Source organism: Vreelandella janggokensis, from assembly GCF_031451615.1.
Lineage (GTDB): Bacteria > Pseudomonadota > Gammaproteobacteria > Pseudomonadales > Halomonadaceae > Vreelandella > Vreelandella janggokensis.
In genome coordinates this window covers 260765-281065 of record NZ_JARWAJ010000004.1, presented here as the reverse complement: position 1 = coordinate 281065, position 20301 = coordinate 260765, and the positions used below count along the sequence as shown (strand labels likewise).

Below are 20301 nucleotides of genomic sequence, written 5' to 3'. Positions count from 1 at the left end.
CACCCGGGTGCCGTTGTCTGATCCCCTTGAAACGACGACCCAGTTGCCGTCACACACCTTTGCCAGCCAAGAGGTTGTTTCGATCATGCTCGACGCCAATTTAAAAGATCAGCTAAAAGCGTATTTGGAGAAAGTGACGCATCCACTTGAGCTTGTCGCCTCGCTGGATGACGAAGATAAATCAAAGGAATTGCTCAGCCTGCTACAAGAGATTAGCGGCTTGAGCGACAAGATCACCCTGTCAACGGAAGGCGACAATCCGCGCACACCGTCTTTTGCCATTACCCGGCCCGGCGAAGACACTGGCGTCGTGTTTGCTGGCATTCCCATGGGCCACGAGTTCACCTCTCTCGTGCTGGCTTTACTGCAGGTTGGTGGTCACCCGCCCAAGACCAGTGAGGATGTACTCGACCAGATCCGTGCGCTTGATCAGGAACTGGTATTTGAAACCTACTATTCCCTGTCTTGCCAGAACTGCCCCGATGTTGTTCAGGCACTCAACCTGATGGCGATTTTCAACCCCAACATTCGCCACGTTGCCATCGACGGCGCGCTGTTCCAGGACGAGGTGGAAAACCGTGAGATCATGTCGGTGCCCAGCATCTACCTCAATGGCAAACCCTTTGATCAAGGCCGCATGACCCTTGATCAAATTCTTGCCAAGGTGGATACCGGTGCCATCGAGCGCGAGGCCAAAAAGCTCAGCGAAAAAGCCGCCTTTGACACCCTGGTGATTGGCGGTGGTCCCGCCGGCGCCGCCGCGGCCATTTATTCGGCACGCAAAGGCATCAATACCGGCATTGCTGCCGAACGGTTCGGCGGTCAGGTGGCCGACACCATGGGCATCGAGAACTTTATCTCGGTATCGCACACCGAAGGACCCAAGCTGGTCAGCGCGCTTGAAGAACACGTCAAGGACTATGAAGTGGACGTGATGAACCTGCAGCGCGCCAACTCGCTCAAAGCTGCCGATACCGAAGGCGGCCTTCACGAAGTGATACTGGCGTCCGGTGCCACGCTTAAAAGCAAGACCCTGGTACTGGCCACTGGCGCGCGCTGGCGTGAAATGAACGTGCCCGGTGAACAGACCTACCGTAACAAAGGCGTGGCTTACTGCCCTCACTGCGATGGTCCGCTTTTCAAGGGCAAGCATGTCGCCGTGATCGGCGGCGGCAACTCTGGCGTAGAGGCCGCGATTGACCTGGCAGGCATTGTCGGGCACGTGACGCTGATCGAGTTCATGGGCGAAATGCGCGCCGACGCTGTCCTGCAGAAAAAGCTCAAGAGCCTGCCCAACGTGGATATTATCCTCAACGCCCAGACCACCGAAGTGATCGGCGATGGCAGCCGCGTGAATGGCTTGACCTACAAGGACCGCACCAACGACGAAATCAAGCACGTCGCGCTGGAAGGTATTTTTGTGCAGATTGGCCTGGTACCCAACACCGAATGGCTGAAAGACTCGCCCATCGAGATGAGCCCGCGCGGCGAAATCATTGTCGATGCACATGGCATGACATCAGTACCGGGCATTTTTGCCGCCGGGGACGTCACCACCGTACCTTACAAACAGATCGTCATTGCCATGGGCGAAGGCGCCAAGGCATCACTGGGCGCCTTTGACTACCTGATCCGTCTCTAGTGCCGACCCCAAAGTCCCCTGACCGATCCACGGGTAGTTGCTAACTACGTTTGGATAGGTTCCCTTTGACGTTGATCACACTGACGTCACGCCCGCTACCAAGCGGGCTTTTTTATGGTCATCTACCCGTGGGCTGACAGGCTGCGACGGTACCTGTGACCTTGGCACCTGAATGGCATTCAAAGCGGTTCGTTGACATCGCACCACGCACGTTGGCACTCGGCATCAGTGTCAATCGATCACTGGCATGGACATCACCGTCAAGGTAGCCGTCTATACACACATGCCCTCCCTCCAGGTCAGCGCTGACCACGCTACTGGCGCTCAACTGGATCAGTTGATGCCTGGCAATCACAGCCCCCACAACGCGCCCTTTAATCGACACGCCTTCATTGGCAATGATGTTGCCTGCTATCTGCGTCGCGGCGCCCAGATAGCTTCCCTCTCTGCGTGGGGGCTCAAGCGATACACAACCGTCGCGAAGGGGCGACTCGTCAGGCGCCGTGAGCACACCGGACAAAGCTGGCAGGCTCTGTACATTATCAACCATTGCTGCATCATCGGTTCGGGCGCTTACGCTTGAAGCGTTATGGCTGCTCGCTGCCCGTTTTTTCAGTTTTCTACGCCTGCCATCCAAAATAATCAACGTCATAACCGTAACGCCAAGCAAAATCAGCCATGTTTCAGTACCCATGAGATGCGATGCCCCTGCTCTTCATTCAGCGTCAATGTTATAGACCCAAGCTGATAAGCTAACGTCAAGAATACAAGGCGAGTTGCGCGGTATCTTTGCGCTTTGACTTAACAATGTTCAGCGTAAATTAATATTATCGCATGAACCGATGCCATCATTTTGCTATTGACGCCTTGGCACCCCCTATCAACCCCAACAGGTATATCGCATGTTCAGTAAAACCAAACCGCCTACCGCGCCACACAGCACGACTGACGCTCAACAGGAAATACCTCAAACCGAGGAGACCATCAGTCTCCCCAAGGCGTCACGGCAAAGCACCTCGGTCATTGGCAGCAATACGCAGGTTCATGGGGATATCAACAGCGACGAAGACATTACCATCGAAGGCCAGATCACTGGCGTCGTGACCTGCAAACAACACACGGTGACACTGGGCAAAAATGGCAGCCTCAGTGGCGATGTCTACGCGCATACCTTGCGTGTTTCGGGTAGCGTGGACGGCAACCTGGTTGCCCTGCATAAGATAACGGTTCATGACGGGGCGCACGTGACCGGCACCCTCACCACTCCCTGCCTCGTTCTGGAGGACGGCAGCGTCTTTCATGGCAGCATCGACATGAATCCGGATAACGACATTTTCAACAGTGTCTTTTCATCGCAACCGCCGAAGGACTTCAACAGCAAGGGGAAAAACGAGTCGTCAAAGCCACAGGGTCCGCAGAAAGCCAGCTTCCCGGCTGACGACGCCGCCAATAGCAAAGAAACCGATACCCCTTAATGGGCAGGCGCGCACACCGGGCAGGCAGGATCCCTGGGGACATTAAAGTGCCGCCAGTGTCCGCTTAACGCCTCGAAAAGCGACAGTCCCTGGTGGGCTTTGCCTGCACCACTAAGCAGCTTGAATGCCTCAACGGCCTGAAAACAGCCAATCACGCCGACCAAGGGAGCCATCACGCCGCTTTCTGCACAGCTCAACGCATCGTCGCCCTGCCCATCGGGTGGGTACAAACAGGCGTAACAGGGCGCCTCGGGCAGACGCGGGTCAAATACCGCCAATTGACCTGAAAAACGAATCGCGGCCCCGGATACCAGCGGCACCCTGGCTTTTTGCGAAGCGGCATTGATAGCGTAACGGCTGGAAAAGCGATCCGTGCAATCAAGCACCACATCGGCGGCGGCAACCAATCGCTCGAGCAGCTCACCCTGGGCGTGCTCCTCAACCGTAATGACACGGCACTCGGGGTTGAGCGCCTGCACACTGGCCTTGGCTGAATCCGCCTTGTTGTGACCGATACTCGCCTGCTGGTGAGCAATTTGACGCTGCAAATTGGAAAGCTCAACGCTGTCCGCATCGACCAGCGTGATATGCCCGACCCCCGCCGCCGCCAGGTACAGCGCCGCCGGCGACCCTAACCCACCGGCACCGACAATCAGCGCATGGCTATCGATCAGCCGCTCCTGACCCTCGATATCAACCTCTGGCAGCATTATCTGGCGGCTATAGCGCAGCAGCGCGTGATCATCCATCATGGGCTACTTTTCCTCGAATTCCTCAAACTCAGGCACATGCAGGCTGAAGCTTTCTTTTACCTCCTCCATGACCACGTAACTCTTCGACTCCTTGACGCCCGGCAGGGTCAGGACAACATCACCAAGCAGCTGGCGATACGCCGACATTTCCGGAATACGGCATTTTAAAATGTAATCAAACTGCCCTGAGACCAGGTGACATTCCTGAATTTGCGGCAGTTTTTCGACGGCGCGTCGGAATTCATCGAAAACGGCGGGGGACTGGGTTTCCAGACTTATCTCGACAAACACCAGTAAATTCGCCTTGAGTGCCTGAGGGTCGAGAATCGCTTGATAGCCGCGAATAATACCGGCTTTTTCAAGACGCTTGACCCGCTCCAGGCAAGGAGTGGTCGACAGCCCCACCTCGGTGGCCAGATCCACGTACGAAATTCGCGCGTTTTCCTGCAGACAGCGCAGAATTTTCAAATCGATGCGGTCCAGCGTTTTGTTTTTTGCTTTCATGGCAGGATCCATTACTGAAGAATCAGGCGGTAGTTAAAAAAACCTAGCGTAACGCGTTCATGGCCTCCGAGGTCGCGAACCGTTTCAACGTTTTGATAGCCCGCTACCAGCATGGCCTCGCGAAGTTCGGCGGCTTGATCATGGCCATGTTCAAGCATCAGCCAACCCGAATCGGCCAGGTAAGCCTTTGCCGTGACGATGAGATGCAGCAAATCAGCCATGCCATCGGCGTCGGCCACCAGGGCAGACGCCGGCTCAAAACGCACGTCTCCCCGTTTCAAATGTGGATCATCCGCCGCTATGTATGGCGGGTTGGCGACAATCACATCGAAAGCTGCCGTTTCACGGGGCACAGCAAAGGCGCTAAACCAGTCACTTTGCTGGAAACAGGCATTGCCAAGGCCCAGCTTTGCGGCATTTGTTTGCGCCAGCGCGACGGCGGCAGGGAGCAGGTCGACGCCGGTCACCTGCCAATCGGGCCGTTCACTGGCAAACGCCAGGGCAATCGCGCCCGTTCCAGTACCGATATCCAGCAAACGGCCCTGAGGCTGTGCCGCGCGGCTTAACGCCAACGCCACCAGTGTTTCGGTATCGGGCCTGGGAATCAGTGTATCCGGCGATGTCATGAGGCGCAGACCCCAGAATTCGCGTTCTCCGGTCAAGTAGGCCACGGGATAGCCCTGGGCGCGGGCAGCCACAAGCGCATCGAATCGCGCCTGTTGCCAGGTTGAACAGCCTTTATCCCCCCAGGTATACAGCCAGGTGCGGTCACGTTGGATAACATGCCCAAGCAACACCTCGGCATCCAGCCGCGCACTGGGCGAGCCTGCCCGCACTAGCCGCTCCGTTGCCTTTCGTAGCAGCACATCCAGGGTCATCAGGCACCCTGCAGGGCAGATAACTGCTCCGCCTGATACTCGTGCACCAGCGGGTCGATCACGTCATCGAGCTGCTCGCCGCTAACCACTTCGGTCAACTTGTAAAGTGTCAGGTTGATGCGATGATCGGTAATCCGCCCCTGGGGAAAGTTATAGGTGCGAATACGCTCACTGCGATCCCCCGAGCCCACCAGCGAGCGGCGGGTATCGGCCTGGTCCTGGCGCTGTGCGTCCTGGGCACTTTGCTTCAATTTGGCCGCCAGCAGTGACATCGCCTTGGCACGGTTTTTATGCTGGCTGCGCTCTTCCTGGCATTCCACGACCACGCCGGATGGCAGGTGGGTAATGCGAATCGCCGAGTCGGTAGTGTTGACGTGCTGACCGCCCGCCCCGCTTGAGCGGAAGGTATCGACGCGCAGATCACCGGCATTGATATCCACATCACCAACATCGTCGACTTCGGGCATCACGGCCACGGTACACGCCGAGGTATGGATACGCCCTTGGGATTCGGTGGCGGGGACGCGCTGAACACGGTGCGCCCCCGACTCAAATTTCAGCCGGGCGTAGACGCCATCACCTTTAACCCGGGAAATAATCTCTTTATACCCGCCTTGCTCGCCATGGCTGGCACTCACCACTTCCACGCGCCAACCGCGCTTTTCTGCATACCGGGAATACATGCGAAACAGGTCACCGGCAAACAATGAGGCTTCATCGCCGCCCGTTCCCGCGCGGACTTCCAGGTAGACGCCACGACCATCATCAGGGTCCTTGGGCACCAGCAGTCGCTTGAGTTCAGCATCTAACGCGTCCAACTGCCCACGTCCGTCGTCGATCTCCATCTCAGCGAGTTCGCGTATCTCGGGGTCGCTGTCCTGGCTAAGCTGCTGTGCTGCGTCAATATCGTTTTCGATTCGGCGATAGCGCTGCCAAGCCCCCACCAGCTCATCAAGTTCGGCATATTCGCGGGAGTAATCGCGAAACCGCTGCTGATCCTGGATCACCTCAGGGTCAGACAACAGCATCGACAACTCTTCAAATCGGTCGGCAAAGCTATCTAAACGTTGGCGCAGTGTTTCTTTCATGCGGGCGTATCATCCTTCTGGCGATTGGCCGTCGATGTCGAGGGTTTCTCAAAGGCTGGCTTGGGAGGCATTAACAGGCGCGGTGCGGCTTCCAATAGTGCGTGATCTTCCTGAGACGCCGCATCGCGCAGCGTTTGTGTCGGCTGGTGCATCAGCCGGTTGGCCAGTTGGTGAGCCAGACGCTCGACAACCTTTGTCGGGTCCTCGCCACGCGCCAGCCGCTCAAGGGCCTGATCTCGCGCTGTATCCCTCAGCGACTCCCCATGGCGGCGATAACCACGAATAAGCTCGCCACCATGGCGAATACGCCGCTCATGCTGCCAGCCGCTAACGCCATGCTCAATCAGTGACTCCGCCTGATCAGCGGCCACCTGACGATGGCGACGGTTTTCCTGAATAACTTCTTCAAGGTCATCAACGGTATACAGGAACACATCGGCGAGGTCGCCCACTTCGGGCTCGATATCCCGAGGCACGGCAATATCGACCATGAACACCGGGCGATGACGACGTTTCTTGAGGGCACGCTCGACCATTCCCTTGCCTAGAATCGGTAGCGGAGACGCCGTGGAGGAAATCACGATATCCGCTTCTTCCAGCGCCGCCGGGATCTCCGGCAGGGTAATCGCCGTGCCGCCGAGCGGCGCTGATACCTGCTCGGCGCGCTCACGGGTCCGGTTGGCCACCGTCAGCTTTCGCACCCCGGCTTCATGGAGGTGTCGGGCGACCAGTTCAATAGTCTCGCCTGCCCCGATCAACAGTGCTTTTGAACGGCCAAAATCATCAAAAATCCGGCTGGCCATGCTGACCGCCGCATAAGCGACTGACACCGGGTTCTTGCCGATACCGGTTTCTGTGCGTACCTGTTTGGCCACGGCAAACGTATGCTGGAATAGCCGTTCGAGCTCGCTGCCCAAGCCTTGGGCTTCACGGGCCTGTTGATAGGCTTCTTTGAGTTGACCAAGAATTTGCGGCTCGCCAAGCACCATGGAATCGAGCCCCACAGCAACCCGCATCAGGTGGCGAACCGCCTCATTATCCAGGTAGTGGTAGGCACAGTGGGCCAGCTCATCGACCTTTAACTGATGAAAGCGGCTCAGCCAGTCAAGGACGGCTTTTTCGCCTGCCGCGTCAGTCACGCAATACAGTTCTGTCCGGTTGCAGGTCGACAGTACCGCAGCCTCACTGATTTGCGGGAGGGCACGCAGCTCCATCAGCGCGTGGTCGAGCTGCGCCGGTGTAAAGGCAACCTGTTCGCGCACGGCGATGCTGGCGGTGCGATGATTAATTCCCAGGGCAAGGAGCGTCATGGGTTAGGCGTCTTCGCTAGTGTGTCGGTCTTCACGTCAATTTGGGCTTGCTCAGGCAAGTCTGGACAGAGATATGAGGGCTAAACGCCGCACGATAAAGTGCACTATCTTATCACAGCACAGAATGATCTGGCGCACACCACTTTGCCGCAGGCAGGCAAGCCGCTATGCTGAGCACTCGGCCAACTGATTGAGATCCGCATGCCACTACGTCTGCTACTATTTTTCCTGGCCACCATCACGTTATCCGTGAGTGGCTGCCAATTGTCGCCCAATGCCAACGACGAGCGGCTTTCATTAACTGCCGACCCCATGGATAACGCCCCGCCTGTTACGCAGGGACTGGATGCTGCTGGCTTGAGCACGCTGCTGCAAGCAGAGTTTGCCGGGCAGCGCGGTGACTTCAAGCGGGCCAGCCAGGGTTACCTTGAGGCTGCCAGACGCTACGGCGCCGAAGCACTGGCTGAGCGGGCCACTTTTGCCGCCCGTTTCAGCAACGACGAAAGCCTGATCGAAGAAGCGGCGCAGAGCTGGCAAACCCTGAACCCTGAGGCCGACACCCCCAATCGACTTCTCGCTGCGCTTTCGCTGCAGCAGGGCAATTGGATGGAAAGCCTGGAGCGCCGTCTGGCCTTGAATGAGGCGAATCAGGATGGCGAACTCACCGGTTTCGCCGAAACCGCCATCGCCGAACAGGGCCCTCTCAACCGGCTGCTAAGCCGCCTTGTCGAGCATTTGAATCAGGCCTCGTTCAGTGACCCGGCACAACAAGCCGATGCCCTGCTAGCGGCGGCGCTCTGGGAAGCGGCACTCGGGCGCACTGAACAAGCTCGTGACTATCTTGATCAGGCCTCAGGCTTGAGCGAGCGTCCCTCCTTGCTGCTGGTAGAAGGCCAACTGGCGTTTGAAACCGGCAACCCCGGCCAAGCCCGCCAGGTTGCCCGCCAAGGCCTGCAGGAAAACCCCGATGATGTGCGCTTTTTATTACTGTTGGCTCAGGCCGAGATTCGACTCGACAACCTTGATGCGGCCCAACAGCAGACCGACGCCCTGCTCGATCGACACACAGGCAGCGATGCGTTACGGGTCGCCCTTGCCCAGCTCTATCTGGATGAGGGCCACCCCGACCCCGCACAGCGGCTTCTTCAGCCACTAATGGGCCGGGATGACACACCCAACCTGGCCTACTATTTACTGGGCGTGATTGCCCAGTCTAAAGGCGATACCGACAACGCACTGCTTTACTACAGGCAGGTCGACAGCGGTGAGGAATTCCTGCCCGCTCGCGCCACGGCGGCGCAAATGCTCATTGATGACGACCGGCTCATCGACGCACGTGCTTTTTTACGTGTCGAACGCATGCGTCACGACGATTACTTCAGCGAACTGGTCAAACTGGAAGTGCAACTACTCGACGAACTGGGCCGCACCAATGATGCCGACACTCTTCTTACCCGTGAGTTGGCACGCACGCCAGACGATACCGACCTACTTTACTTCCGCGCGATGCGCGCCTGGGAGATGGGCGATGTTGAACAAATGGAGGAAGACTTGCGCCATGTGCTTCGCATCGAACCCGACAATGCCGTGGCGCTGAATGCGCTGGGATATACCCTGGCGGATCTCGATCTTCCCGGTCGTCTGGAAGAAGCCCGCGAGTTGATTGAGCGCGCCTATGCGCTTGACGGCGACAACCCCGCGGTACTCGACAGCCTTGGCTGGGTGTATTACCGCCTGGGCGATGCAGAGAAAGCCCTCCCCTGGCTCGAAAAAGCCTATGCGCGCATGCCCGACCAGGAAATTGCCGGGCATCTTGCCGAGGTGCTGCATGCCTTGGGGCGCAGCGAAGAAGCACGCCAAATCATCCGTGATGTACAGCAACGCACCCAGGACCATCCGACGATTGATGGATTAATACAGCGTTATCCCGAACTCGACCCAGCAAACGACCTCTAAAACATCTCCGGCGCTTACCCTCTCGCGACAGCCGTTGACCGATGAACTGACAAGGAGTCCGACATGCCCACTATTGCTTCCACCTGTATACCGCCCCATCCCTTGCGCCGGGCATCGAGGCTTGTGGCCTGTGCAGCGGCATTATTGCTCGCCGGGTGTGCCACTCAAGTCCCCCAGGACGAAGGCAGCCGTCAAGCCGGTGACTGGGACGCCCAGGAAGACCGGGTCAATGACTTTGACACCTGGACGCTGGTTGGCAAGGCCGGGTTGCGCACCCCTGATGAAAACACCAGCGCCAACCTCGACTGGAACCAGCACCCACATTATTTCCGCATGCTGATCAGCGGTCCTTTTGGCGGTGGACGTAACGTGCTGGAAGGACGCGAGGGGCGCTTTACCTTGTCCAACAGCGAAGGCCGCTTCGAGGCCGAAACCCCCGAAGCCCTCATGGAAGAACAATTAGGCTGGGCACTGCCTGTCAGCGCCATGCCCGACTGGGTACGTGGCCTGCCCGGCGGTAATGATAACTACCAGATGGAAACCGACGAATTCGGCTTCCCCAGTCATTTGGTCCAGGCCGGCTGGGAAATCGATTATCGCGACTGGGAGCGATTCGAAGGCATGTGGCTACCGCGCCGCCTGGTGATGAACTACGACGATATCCGCATCACGCTGGTCGTTAACGAATGGCGCTCCACAGACGAAGAAGGCCAGTAAGCCAAGCATTATGACAACCCTGACGCTGCCTGCGCCCGCCAAGCTGAATCGGCTTCTACATATTACAGGTCGCCGTGAGGACGGCTACCATCGTCTGCAAACGCTGTTTCAGATTATTGATTTATGCGACCAGCTAACCATCACCTCCCGCGATGACGGCGTAATTCAACTGACTAGCCGCATGCCTGGCGTCGCCGCCGATGACAACCTGATCGTAAGAGCTGCCCAGCTGTTACAAAAGGTGAGCGGCACCCGCCTGGGTGCCACGCTGACCCTGGACAAAACGTTGCCCATGGGCGGTGGACTGGGCGGCGGTAGTTCCGATGCGGCCACGACACTCGTTGGCCTCAACACGATCTGGCAGCTTGGGTTCTCGCTTGACGAACTCGCCGCACTTGGGCTTCAGCTAGGCGCTGACGTCCCTGTCTTTGTTCATGGCCACACCGCCTGGGCCGAGGGCGTTGGTGAACAGCTCACCCCGGTGGGCCTCGACACCCCCTGGTTTGTGATCATTCACCCCGGTGTCAGCGTCTCGACACAGGCAGTATTCCAGGACCCGCAATTGACACGCGACAGCCGCCCCATTACTATGGCGCGCGCACTGCAGGGGGGAGCGTCGGAGTGGCGCAATGACTGTGAAGCGGTGGTCAAACAGCACTATCCAGCCATTGCACAAGCCCTAGACTGGCTATCACAGCATGCACCAAGCCGGTTAACCGGCACGGGCGCCTGTGTGTTTGCAGCATTCGAAGATGCGCAGACGGCACACGCAGTTGCCGAAGCAGCGGGCCATCATGGCTCCGCCTGGGTAGCTCGCGGACTCAACACCTCTCCTCTACATGATGCTTTGGGCTGCTGAATCGCCCGGTCATCGCATTAGGTCATTACTGGGGTATAGCCAAGTGGTAAGGCACCGGTTTTTGGTATCGGCATTCCCAGGTTCGAGTCCTGGTACCCCAGCCAGCCTAACGCTGACCTGCGTTTTCCTCCCTGAACCCCAACACTGCAAAGGTGGCTGCGCGTGTCAAAACTGATGGTTTTCGCCGGGAACGCCAATCCCGAACTCGCTCAAAAAATTGCCGAGAGCTTGGACAGCCGTATGGGTAACGCCACGGTGGGCCAATTCAGCGACGGTGAAATCGCGGTCGAGATCAATGAGAACGTGCGCGGTAAGGATGTCTTCATCCTGCAGTCCACCTGTGCGCCGACTAACGACAACTTGATGGAGCTGATCCTGATGGTCGACGCCCTGCGGCGCGCCTCAGCCACTCGCATCACGGCCGTGCTGCCCTACTTTGGCTATGCCCGCCAGGACCGCCGAGTGCGTTCGGCACGGGTGCCCATCTCGGCCAAAGTGGTCGCCGACATCATGGTCAAGGCCGGGGTTGATCGCGTCATGACCATGGATCTGCACGCCGATCAGATCCAGGGCTTCTTCGACGTACCGGTCGATAACGTCTATGGCTCGCCGATTCTGCTCGACGATATCGAGCGTCAGAACTACAGCGATCTGGTCGTCGTATCCCCCGATGTCGGCGGCGTTGTGCGTGCCCGCGCCATCGCTAAACAGCTTAATGCCGATCTGGCTATCATCGACAAACGCCGCCCTCAGGCTAACCAAGCCCAGGTGATGCACATCATCGGTGAAATTGAAGGCCGTACCTGCGTGGTTGTCGACGACATGATCGACACCGCCGGTACGCTGTGCAAAGCCGGTGAAGCGCTGAAAGATCACGGTGCCAAGCGCGTCGTCGCCTACGCCACGCACCCGATATTATCCGGCCCTGCCGTCGACAATATCACCAACTCAGAACTTGACGAAGTCGTGGTGACCGACACCATCCCGCTTTCCGACGCAGCGCGGCGGAGCGGTAAAATTCGTCAATTGAGCGTTGCTGGCCTGATCGCGGAAGCCATCCGCCGCGTCAGCAATGAAGAATCTGTCAGCGCGATGTTCCACTAATCGCCTGACATCACAGCCCGCTTACGGGCTCCTGGGGACGTCGTCGTCTGGTCGCGGACGGCGGCGTTTCCTTACTCAAAACCAAGAGGCAATTCCATGTCTGATTTTAGCTTGAAAGCCAGTGTTCGTAACGACCTGGGGAAAGGTGCGAGCCGCCGCCTGCGTCGTGCGAACGAACAGGTACCGGCCGTTGTTTACGGCGGTAACAAAGACGCACAGTCGATCGCCGTTGAAAAGACCGCTTTTTACAAGGCGATTGAAGACGAATCGTTCTTCTCCTCGGTCATCACGCTCGTGATTGACGGCAAAAACGAGCAGGTCGTGGTACGTGACCTTCAGCGTCACCCCTACAAGCCGCTGCTCACCCATGCCGACTTCCTGCGTGTTGACGCCACCCACGAAATCACCATGAACGTGCCGTTGCACGTGACGGGCGAAGAAGCGTGTGTCGGCATCAAAGACCAGGACGGCGAACTGCACGTTCTCGCTAACGAAGTGGCGATCAGCTGCTTGCCGAAAGATCTTCCTGACTACCTGGAAATTGACATCAGCAATGTCGAGGTCGGCACCACGCTGCACCTGTCAGACCTGACCCTGCCGGCGGGCGTCACCTCGGTTGACCTGTCTCACGGTGAAGATCACGACAACGCGATTCTTAGCATCACCAAGATGAAGGTTCGTGCGACTGAAGACGACGAAGATGAAGGTGGTGAAAGCGAAAGCGGCAGTGACGGCGAAGAAGACAAAAGCGCCGAGTAAGCTGCCAGCGTTGGCCGTGCCTGCACGGCCTTCGTAATGTTAAGATCAAGCGCTTCGGCGCTTGATTTTTTTTGCGACCTGCCATGCGTGGCAGACGCCCTCGGGCCGCCGCTGGCGCGGCGTCAAAAATTTCCGGGAGAAATTTTTTGGAGGTGGAAAATGAGCCAGGTAACGGCCATCATTGGACTCGGCAACCCCGGGCCGGAGTATGCGACAACGCGCCATAACGCCGGCTTTTGGCTGGTCGATGCCATTGCAGGCAGCGTGCATAGCGAATTGCGTCCGGAAAAAAAGTTCCTCGGGCACTATGCCAAGGTACGCATCGGCGATCAGGACGTACATCTTCTCAAGCCCGCCACCTTTATGAATCGCAGCGGCGCGGCCGTCGCGGCACTGAGCCAGTTTTTCAAGCTTGCCCCCGAGAACCTGCTGGTAGCCCACGACGAGCTCGACCTGCCTCCTGGTCAGGCGCGTTATAAAACCGGTGGCGGCCACGGCGGCCATAACGGGCTGCGGGATATCGCCAGCGCACTCGGCAACCAGAAGCAGTTTCACCGCGTACGGATTGGCGTCGGCCACCCGGGCGACGCACGCCAGGTGACCAACTACGTGCTGGGCCGCGCTGGCAAGGAAGAACAAGCGGCGATTGAACGCGCGATCGAAGAATGCCAGGCAACCTTGCCCATGGCACTGGCCGGTGACTGGGCCAAAGCCATGAATCAGTTGCACAGCTTCAAGCTGTAGCGTTGCCCCCGTAGCTGGCAGCGGGCTGATCTCGTAGAATGGCCATTATTTCTCGCCTACCATTTTATTTCAGGAACACTTTATGGGTTTTAACTGCGGCATCGTCGGCCTGCCCAATGTCGGCAAGTCAACACTCTTCAATGCGCTTACCAAGTCGGGGATTGATGCAGAAAACTTCCCCTTCTGCACCATCGAGCCCAACGTCGGGATCGTTCCCATGCCCGACCCGCGCCTTAATGCGTTGGCCGAGATCGTCAAACCGCAGAAAGTCCTGCCGACCACCATGGAGTTTGTCGATATTGCCGGCCTGGTGGCAGGTGCATCAAAAGGCGAAGGGCTCGGCAACAAGTTTCTGGCCAATATCCGCGAAACGCAGGCCATCGCCCACGTGGTGCGCTGTTTCGATAACGACAACGTGATTCACGTCTCCAATCAGGTCGACCCACGCATTGATATCGAAACCATCAACCTTGAATTGGCGCTTGCCGACCTGGATACCGTCGAAAAGGCCAGCCAGCGGCTGGTACGGGTCGTCAAAGGCGGCGATAAAGACGCTATTGCCACCAAGGCCGTGCTGGATAAAATTCATCCGCACCTCGCCGAGGGGCAGCCGCTACGCAGCTTTGGCTTGAGCGAAGAAGAACAGCTTCAGGTGAAAAGCTTTGGCTTTTTGACGCTCAAGCCCACCATGTATATTGCCAACGTCAATGAGGACGGATTCGACAATAACCCTTATCTCGACGTGGTCAACGAAATCGCCGCTGAAGAAGGCGCTGTCGTGGTGCCGGTGTGCAACCAGATCGAAGCCGAAATCGCCGAGCTGGATGACGAAGAACGCGAGATGTTCTTAAGCGAGATGGGGATGGAAGAACCCGGCCTGGACCGCGTGATTCGCGCCGGTTATGCGCTGCTCGGCCTGCAGACCTATTTCACGGCGGGTGTCAAGGAAGTGCGCGCCTGGACCGTCAAGCAAGGGGCTACCGCACCGGAAGCGGCTGGCGCCATCCATACTGACTTCCAGAAAGGCTTTATCCGCGCCGAGGTGATCGCCTTTGATGATTTTGTCTCACTGGGCGGCGAGCAAGGGGCCAAAGACGCGGGTAAATGGCGACTGGAAGGCAAGGAATACATCGTCAAGGATGGCGACGTGGTACATTTCCGTTTCAATGTCTAGCCCGCAACCAGCCCCCTCAAGGGTAGCGGCGCACCTTAACGACCGATAACCCAGCGTTTAAGCGCCGCCTTCCTGGCGGCGCTGAAGCCTGCTAGGGTTAATCAATGCCTAATTCCTGCTACCCAGATGACCGCACGATTGGTCATACATCCCGATCCAATCGGGTTATTTTCAGCCTTCTGCTCCCGCTGGTCATGCTTTCAGGTTGCGGCCAGAGCGAGCCGACGATCACGCAGATCGATCCGCCTGAACCGGGCGGATCGCTTAACGTCGTTACCCGCAACAGCGCCACGACCTACTACCTTGATCGCCACGGGAATCCCGCGGGTCCCGAGCACGACCTTGTGGAAGCGTTCGCCGACGCCAACGACTGGGAGGTTGAATGGACACTTGCCGAGTCCACTTCAGGGGTGCTCCAATCTTTGCAGGGCGGTGAGCAACAGCTCGCCGCCGCTGGGCTGACGCACCTGCCCTCCCGGGATGAACACTTCCGCCAAGGCCCCACTCACACCGATATTGTCGAGCAACTGGTCTGTCACCGCGACATGCGCCCCATGCCACGCCAGGTAGAAGAAATGGCCGGGGTCGATATCCGGGTCACGGAAGACTCCAGCTACGCCGCAAAACTGCAGAGCCTGGTCAACCAGCATACGGGCATCGACTTCGAGGAAGATCCGCGCACCACTGAGATATTACTGACCGAAGTGGCCGAGAAGCGTATTGACTGCACCGTTGCCGACTCCAATATCGTGCAGTTGGTCCGCCGCCACTTCCCACACCTGGAAGTGGCCATCAACCTCACCAGCGGCGACCGGCTGGGCTGGTATCTACCCGCCAACCAACAGGCCCTGGCCAATATGGCCGACAGGTGGATGGCAACCCCCGAGGGCCAGGAAAGCATCAACGAGGTGCAGCAACGCTACTACGCCTATATCAGCGAGTTCGACTTTGTTGATCTGCGTGCGCTCAACCGGCGCATCGACGAACGCCTGCCGGACTTCCTCGACCTTTTCCTGGAGGCTCAGGAAGAGACCGGCATGCCAGCCGACCTGCTCGCCGCACTGGCCTACCAGGAGTCGCACTGGGACCCGCAAGCGGTCTCCCCTACCGGTGTGCGTGGCATCATGATGCTGACGCAGAACACGGCCCAATCCCTGGGTGTCGACAATCGCCTGAACCCGGCAGCGTCCATCGATGGTGGCGCCCGCTATCTTGCCGACCGCCATCAACGCCTTCCCGACAACCTCCCCGAACCGGATCGCACCTACCTGGCCCTGGCAAGCTACAACATTGGCCGCGGCCATGTGCTGGATGCGCAAAAGCTGGCCCGGGAGCTGGGCAAAGACCCGAATTCCTGGGAGGACATGAAGGAAGTCCTGCCGCTCAAAGCCGACAAGCGCTACTACCCGCAGACACGCTATGGTTACGCCCGAGGGTATGAGCCGGTGCACTATGTACAACGAATCCGTAACTACCAGGACGTGATTGCGCCCGCCATGCAATGGTTACCGCTATCGGCCGGTGAACCGTAACGCCGAGCATGGCGGGCTTGACGCGGCCAAGGCAGATGCGTATCATGCGCTTCCGTTGAATGGCTACGTAGCTCAGCTGGTTAGAGCACATCACTCATAATGATGGGGTCCCCTGTTCAAATCAGGGCGTAGCCACCAAGCAAATATTAAAAAAAGCCCGCTGACTCTGTCAGCGGGCTTTTTTATGGGTGACAGATAGGCTCAATTCAGCATCTTGCGGTTTAAAAAGCCGACCAGCGCCCGGGTAAGGTGCTCGACGTCGTGGGTACCCGCCGTTTCGCGCACCGAGTGCATCGCCCACTGGGGTAGCCCCACATCAATGGTGGGCACGCCGACCTCAGTGGCGGTAATCGGGCCGATGGTGCTGCCGCAGCCCATGTCAGACCGTGTCACAAACGACTGCACCGGCACGTCGGCGGCGCGACAGATATCCCGAAACAACGCGCCTGTCACGCTATTGGTCGCGTAGCGCTGGCTGGCATTGATCTTGATGACCGGCCCGGCATTCAGCAACGGTCCGTGCTGCTCATCGTGCTTTTCGGCAAAGTTGGGATGCAGCCCATGAGCGTTATCACAAGAGATCATCAGCGATGACTGGATCAGTTGAATCAGTGATTCGTCGCTGCCCTTTTCACTCCCCCTGCCCATTTGTGCATTGATACGCTTCAGCACATCGCCCAGAAACGGCCCCTGAGCACCGCAGGCGCTGGCACTGCCGACTTCCTCATGATCATTGGCGACCAGCAGCGCCCCCTGCTGACCGTCGCAGTCGAGCAACGCTTCCAGGCCTACAAAACACGACAGCAGGTTATCCAGCCGCGCGCTTGCGATCAGTTCCTGGTTGACGCCCACCAGCGAAGGCGGTTGAACGTCGTAAAAGCCCAACTCAAAGTCCACCACGTCGACCGCCCGCAGGCCATGCTCGGCTTCCAGCCAGCATGCCAGCAGATCCTCGAGCCTTTCGGTATCGCTTTGCATCAGCACGGGCGCCATCTGGGTCTGCGGGTTGATGCTGCGACCGGTATTGACGTCACGATCAAGGTGAATCGCCAGACTCGGAATCATCGCTACCGGCCGATCAACGTTAAGCAGCACACTTTCCAGTTGCCCATCGGCGTGGCGGATATGCACCCGTCCCGCGATCCCCAGATCGCGATCAAACCACGGCGCAAGCAAGGCACCGCCATATACCTGCACCCCCAACTGAAGCCAACCAGCGGCATGCTGGGTGGCATTGGGCTTTAAACGCAGCCCGGGGCTATCGGTATGAGCCCCCAGCATACGCATGCTTTGCAGTGGCCCTTTGGGCAGTTGAAAGGCGATCAAGGATGAATCGTTGCGTGTCACGTAGTAGCGCTGACCGGGCGACAATTGCCAATTGGCCGTTTCTTCCAGACGCTCGAAACCCGCTTGCGCCAGACGTTCCGCCATGGCATGAGTGGCGTGCCAAGGAGTGGGGGACTGGCGCAAGAACTCGCATAACCGCGAAACGCGATCAGCGTTGAATATTTCGGACATTGAAATCCTCATTTACCGACATGTTTGAGTCTCAGCAAAGCAGGTGACCTGCTACAATGCTCCTTCGGCCTTCGCAACTCATTGGTCAGATGCGGGTCTAGGAAAGCATGAGTGTACACAAATCCGGGAGAGCTTGACTGATGAGCTTGTTTGCAACGCTTTCGCGCTCAGTCGCCCTAACCATCATGCTGGTTGTCACCAGCCCGATGGCAATAGCGCAACTTGAGCCGACCGAAGAACAGCGCCAGGCGGCGGTCGAAATTGCCGATTCGCTCCGCTATGGCCACTACGCCGATGTCAGCTTTGATAAAGCCTGGTCGCAAGAAGCCTTTGATCGCTACTTGGATATCCTGGATGGCCAACGGGCCTACCTGCTAAGCAGCGACATTGAGCCCTACCGTCACCTGGAAACCGATCTGGCCGACACGCTTTTCGACGGCGATCTGGATGAGGCGTTCGCCCTTTACAACCGCCTCAACGAGCGCCATACCGCTCGGATTGAATGGCTGCTCGAACACCTCGATGACGAGGCGACGTTCAACTTCCAGGGCAACGAGCGCCTTGAGCTTGACCGCGAGGACGCCGCCTGGGCCGAGAGTCAGCGCGAGCTGGATGCATTGTGGCAAAAACGGCTGAAAAATGATGCCCTGACGCTGGCCCTGAGCGATCAGGACGAGGAACAGATCGTTGATAATCTTCGCCAGCGTTACGAGGGGCAGCTTTCACGCCTGGAGCAAACCGAACCGGAAGACGTCTTTGGCTTGATCATGGCCGCGGTGACCGGCACCATTGACCCGCATACCAGCTACCTCTCACCACGCCAGGGCGAATCGTTTGATATTCAAATGAGCCTCTCGCTGGAAGGCATCGGCGCACTCCTGCAATCCGACGGCGAATACGTCAAAGTCTCCAGCCTGGTCGCGGGTGGCCCCGCTGAGCGCGCCGGTGTACTTGAGCCCGCCGATCGAATTATCGGCGTCGGCCAGGAAGACGGTGAGATGGTCAACGTGGTTGGCATGCGCCTGGACAACGTGGTCGACCTGATTCGCGGCCCCAAAGGTTCCGTGGTAAAGCTGGATGTCGTGCCCGCCCAGGCGGTCGACATGACCCGCTCACAAACCGTTGAAATCACCCGCGATACGGTCGACCTGGAAGACCAGGCCGCCCAGAGCGAGGTGATTAATGTCGAACGTGATGGCGATACCCACCGCCTCGGGGTGATCGAAATCCCCACCTTTTATGTCGACTTCGACGCCTGGCAGGCGGGAGAAGATGACTACCGTAGTACCACCCGCGACGTTGCCAAGGAAATCGAGCAGTTAAAACGCCAGGATGTTGAAGGTATCGTGCTTGACCTGCGCAACAACGGCGGCGGCGCCCTTCAGGAAGCCAACTCGCTGATTGGCCTGTTTATCGACCGTGGCCCCACCGTTCAGGTTCGCGACGCTGATGGGCGTATCAACCTCTACGGCGACAGTGAAGCAGGCACGCTTTACGACGGTCCAATGGGCGTGCTGGTGAACCGGCTATCAGCTTCGGCGTCAGAGATTCTCGCTGGGGCCATCCAGGACTATGGCCGAGGTATCGTGATGGGTAGCCAGACCTTTGGGAAGGGCACGGTGCAGACGCTGAATGATTTGAGCCATGGCGAAATCAAGCTTACCCGCGCCAAGTTCTATCGCATTTCCGGCGCGAGTACCCAGAACCGCGGCGTCGAACCCGACATCGAGTTCCCTAGCCTGATCGACCCGGAGCGCATTGGCGAAAGCAGCCTGGACCACGCCCTGGAATGGGATACGGTTCAGGACGTCCAGTACCGGCGCTACGGAGAACCTGAGCGTTACCTTGATGCGCTTCAATCAGCCCACCAGAATCGCGCGGAGGAAAATCCCAACTTCCGCTACCTGGAGCGGCAATCGGCGTTGTCCCGGGAGCTTCGCGAGCAGAATACCAGCGTCAGCCTGAATCGTGAGCAGCGCGAACGTGAAACCCAGGCTCAGGAAGCCGAGCAGTTGGCACTGGAAAACCAGCGTCGTCGCGCCCTGGGGCTTGAAGAACTGGAAGAGTGGACCGACGCTCGCGACGAAGCCGCGCTTAGCGACAGTGACGGTGAAGACAGCAATACCGACGAGGAGGATGACACCTCAGTAGAGCGCGCCCAAGTGCTGGAAGCCGCCAAAATTCTGCTCGATTACGCGCACCTGGAAAGCACCCAGCGGTTCGTCAATCGGTAAGCGAATTAGCGTAAAAAGGAAAGGCTGCAACCGCGCCGGTGTCACAATGGCATCG

General features: G+C 58.3%; 18 protein-coding genes and 2 tRNA genes. 13 read left to right on the top strand and 7 right to left on the bottom strand.

The window, feature by feature from the left end; genetic code table 11:
* The first annotated feature begins 85 nt into the window (after positions 1 to 85).
* On the top strand, positions 86 to 1642 hold the full coding sequence (gene ahpF / locus QC816_RS13160; RefSeq protein ID WP_085917426.1) for an alkyl hydroperoxide reductase subunit F: 1557 nt from the start codon (positions 86 to 88) through the stop codon (positions 1640 to 1642).
* Positions 1643 to 1760: 118 nt separating this feature from the next.
* Here the strand turns inward: ahpF and QC816_RS13155 are convergent, their stop codons facing one another.
* Positions 1761 to 2192, bottom strand: a complete 432-nt coding sequence (locus QC816_RS13155) for a bactofilin family protein (protein ID WP_176243618.1) — start codon at positions 2190 to 2192, stop codon at positions 1761 to 1763.
* 352 nt (positions 2193 to 2544) lie between these two features.
* On the opposite strand from QC816_RS13155, the gene QC816_RS13150 reads away from it, so the two are divergent.
* Positions 2545 to 3117 carry a bactofilin family protein gene (locus QC816_RS13150; protein WP_085917424.1) on the top strand — a complete coding sequence of 191 codons (573 nt, stop codon included), beginning with the start codon at positions 2545 to 2547 and terminating at the stop codon, positions 3115 to 3117.
* On the opposite strand, the gene QC816_RS13145 is transcribed toward QC816_RS13150, so the two are convergent.
* The 5 genes from QC816_RS13145 to hemA are packed head-to-tail and all read right to left on the bottom strand — an operon-like array spanning position 3114 to position 7649.
* Entirely contained in the window at positions 3114 to 3869 is a 756-nt protein-coding gene (locus tag QC816_RS13145; protein WP_085917423.1) for a HesA/MoeB/ThiF family protein, read from the bottom strand. The genes QC816_RS13150 and QC816_RS13145 overlap by 4 nt on opposite strands.
* Positions 3870 to 3872: 3 nt before the next feature.
* The gene (locus QC816_RS13140; RefSeq protein ID WP_085917422.1) at positions 3873 to 4373 is read right to left on the bottom strand and encodes a winged helix-turn-helix transcriptional regulator; all 501 of its coding nucleotides are present in this window, start codon (positions 4371 to 4373) and stop codon (positions 3873 to 3875) included.
* An 11-nt stretch (positions 4374 to 4384) separates the two neighbouring features.
* Positions 4385 to 5251, bottom strand: a complete 867-nt coding sequence (gene prmC / locus QC816_RS13135) for a peptide chain release factor N(5)-glutamine methyltransferase (protein WP_309782732.1) — start codon at positions 5249 to 5251, stop codon at positions 4385 to 4387.
* Positions 5251 to 6339: a peptide chain release factor 1 gene (gene prfA, locus QC816_RS13130; protein ID WP_085917420.1), complete on the bottom strand. Its 1089-nt coding sequence runs from the start codon at positions 6337 to 6339 to the stop codon at positions 5251 to 5253. The genes prmC and prfA overlap by 1 nt, the downstream gene beginning before the upstream one ends.
* Positions 6336 to 7649 (bottom strand): glutamyl-tRNA reductase, encoded by a 1314-nt coding sequence (gene hemA, locus QC816_RS13125; protein ID WP_085917419.1) that lies wholly within the window; start codon positions 7647 to 7649, stop codon positions 6336 to 6338. The genes prfA and hemA overlap by 4 nt, the downstream gene beginning before the upstream one ends.
* A gap of 201 nt (positions 7650 to 7850) precedes the next feature.
* Here hemA and QC816_RS13120 point away from each other — a divergent pair, with 201 nt between their 5' ends.
* From QC816_RS13120 to QC816_RS13075, 10 genes are all read left to right on the top strand, one after another.
* On the top strand, positions 7851 to 9605 hold the full coding sequence (locus QC816_RS13120; protein ID WP_309782730.1) for a tetratricopeptide repeat protein: 1755 nt from the start codon (positions 7851 to 7853) through the stop codon (positions 9603 to 9605).
* A 63-nt stretch (positions 9606 to 9668) separates the two neighbouring features.
* Positions 9669 to 10322 carry a lipoprotein insertase outer membrane protein LolB gene (gene lolB, locus QC816_RS13115; protein WP_264826336.1) on the top strand — a complete coding sequence of 218 codons (654 nt, stop codon included), beginning with the start codon at positions 9669 to 9671 and terminating at the stop codon, positions 10320 to 10322.
* Between the two features lie 10 nt (positions 10323 to 10332).
* Positions 10333 to 11181, top strand: coding sequence for a 4-(cytidine 5'-diphospho)-2-C-methyl-D-erythritol kinase (gene ispE, locus QC816_RS13110; protein WP_199285053.1), 849 nt, complete (start codon positions 10333 to 10335; stop codon positions 11179 to 11181).
* Between the two features lie 29 nt (positions 11182 to 11210).
* A tRNA-Gln gene (locus QC816_RS13105) sits at positions 11211 to 11285 on the top strand.
* 58 nt (positions 11286 to 11343) lie between these two features.
* On the top strand, positions 11344 to 12285 hold the full coding sequence (locus tag QC816_RS13100) for a ribose-phosphate pyrophosphokinase (RefSeq protein ID WP_175474729.1): 942 nt from the start codon (positions 11344 to 11346) through the stop codon (positions 12283 to 12285).
* Positions 12286 to 12381: 96 nt separating this feature from the next.
* A complete protein-coding gene (locus tag QC816_RS13095; protein ID WP_085917415.1) occupies positions 12382 to 13044 on the top strand; it encodes a 50S ribosomal protein L25/general stress protein Ctc in 663 nt (220 codons plus the stop codon).
* 159 nt (positions 13045 to 13203) lie between these two features.
* On the top strand, positions 13204 to 13788 hold the full coding sequence (pth, locus tag QC816_RS13090) for an aminoacyl-tRNA hydrolase (RefSeq protein ID WP_199285052.1): 585 nt from the start codon (positions 13204 to 13206) through the stop codon (positions 13786 to 13788).
* Between the two features lie 82 nt (positions 13789 to 13870).
* Positions 13871 to 14962: a redox-regulated ATPase YchF gene (gene ychF / locus QC816_RS13085; RefSeq protein WP_085917413.1), complete on the top strand. Its 1092-nt coding sequence runs from the start codon at positions 13871 to 13873 to the stop codon at positions 14960 to 14962.
* 104 nt (positions 14963 to 15066) lie between these two features.
* Entirely contained in the window at positions 15067 to 16494 is a 1428-nt protein-coding gene (gene mltF, locus QC816_RS13080; protein ID WP_199285051.1) for a membrane-bound lytic murein transglycosylase MltF, read from the top strand.
* Between the two features lie 61 nt (positions 16495 to 16555).
* A tRNA-Met gene (locus QC816_RS13075) sits at positions 16556 to 16632 on the top strand.
* A gap of 63 nt (positions 16633 to 16695) precedes the next feature.
* Here the strand turns inward: QC816_RS13075 and QC816_RS13070 are convergent.
* Positions 16696 to 18012 (bottom strand): M18 family aminopeptidase, encoded by a 1317-nt coding sequence (locus QC816_RS13070; protein ID WP_199285050.1) that lies wholly within the window; start codon positions 18010 to 18012, stop codon positions 16696 to 16698.
* A 140-nt stretch (positions 18013 to 18152) separates the two neighbouring features.
* Here QC816_RS13070 and QC816_RS13065 point away from each other — a divergent pair, with 140 nt between their 5' ends.
* On the top strand, positions 18153 to 20246 hold the full coding sequence (locus QC816_RS13065) for a carboxy terminal-processing peptidase (protein ID WP_309782725.1): 2094 nt from the start codon (positions 18153 to 18155) through the stop codon (positions 20244 to 20246).
* Positions 20247 to 20301: the final 55 nt, after the last annotated feature.

What these genes read in the sequence shown, in the direction of transcription:
- ahpF (WP_085917426.1), top strand. Translation starts at nt 86, where the DNA reads ATGCTCGACGCCAATTTAAAAGATCAGCTAAAAGCGTATTTGGAGAAA.
- QC816_RS13155 (WP_176243618.1), bottom strand. Translation starts at nt 2,192, where the DNA reads ATGGTTGATAATGTACAGAGCCTGCCAGCTTTGTCCGGTGTGCTCACG.
- QC816_RS13150 (WP_085917424.1), top strand. Translation starts at nt 2,545, where the DNA reads ATGTTCAGTAAAACCAAACCGCCTACCGCGCCACACAGCACGACTGAC.
- QC816_RS13145 (WP_085917423.1), bottom strand. Translation starts at nt 3,869, where the DNA reads ATGATGGATGATCACGCGCTGCTGCGCTATAGCCGCCAGATAATGCTG.
- QC816_RS13140 (WP_085917422.1), bottom strand. Translation starts at nt 4,373, where the DNA reads ATGAAAGCAAAAAACAAAACGCTGGACCGCATCGATTTGAAAATTCTG.
- prmC (WP_309782732.1), bottom strand. Translation starts at nt 5,251, where the DNA reads ATGACCCTGGATGTGCTGCTACGAAAGGCAACGGAGCGGCTAGTGCGG.
- prfA (WP_085917420.1), bottom strand. Translation starts at nt 6,339, where the DNA reads ATGAAAGAAACACTGCGCCAACGTTTAGATAGCTTTGCCGACCGATTT.
- hemA (WP_085917419.1), bottom strand. Translation starts at nt 7,649, where the DNA reads ATGACGCTCCTTGCCCTGGGAATTAATCATCGCACCGCCAGCATCGCC.
- QC816_RS13120 (WP_309782730.1), top strand. Translation starts at nt 7,851, where the DNA reads ATGCCACTACGTCTGCTACTATTTTTCCTGGCCACCATCACGTTATCC.
- lolB (WP_264826336.1), top strand. Translation starts at nt 9,669, where the DNA reads ATGCCCACTATTGCTTCCACCTGTATACCGCCCCATCCCTTGCGCCGG.
- ispE (WP_199285053.1), top strand. Translation starts at nt 10,333, where the DNA reads ATGACAACCCTGACGCTGCCTGCGCCCGCCAAGCTGAATCGGCTTCTA.
- QC816_RS13095 (WP_085917415.1), top strand. Translation starts at nt 12,382, where the DNA reads ATGTCTGATTTTAGCTTGAAAGCCAGTGTTCGTAACGACCTGGGGAAA.
- pth (WP_199285052.1), top strand. Translation starts at nt 13,204, where the DNA reads ATGAGCCAGGTAACGGCCATCATTGGACTCGGCAACCCCGGGCCGGAG.
- ychF (WP_085917413.1), top strand. Translation starts at nt 13,871, where the DNA reads ATGGGTTTTAACTGCGGCATCGTCGGCCTGCCCAATGTCGGCAAGTCA.
- mltF (WP_199285051.1), top strand. Translation starts at nt 15,067, where the DNA reads ATGCCTAATTCCTGCTACCCAGATGACCGCACGATTGGTCATACATCC.
- QC816_RS13070 (WP_199285050.1), bottom strand. Translation starts at nt 18,012, where the DNA reads ATGTCCGAAATATTCAACGCTGATCGCGTTTCGCGGTTATGCGAGTTC.
- QC816_RS13065 (WP_309782725.1), top strand. Translation starts at nt 18,153, where the DNA reads ATGAGCTTGTTTGCAACGCTTTCGCGCTCAGTCGCCCTAACCATCATG.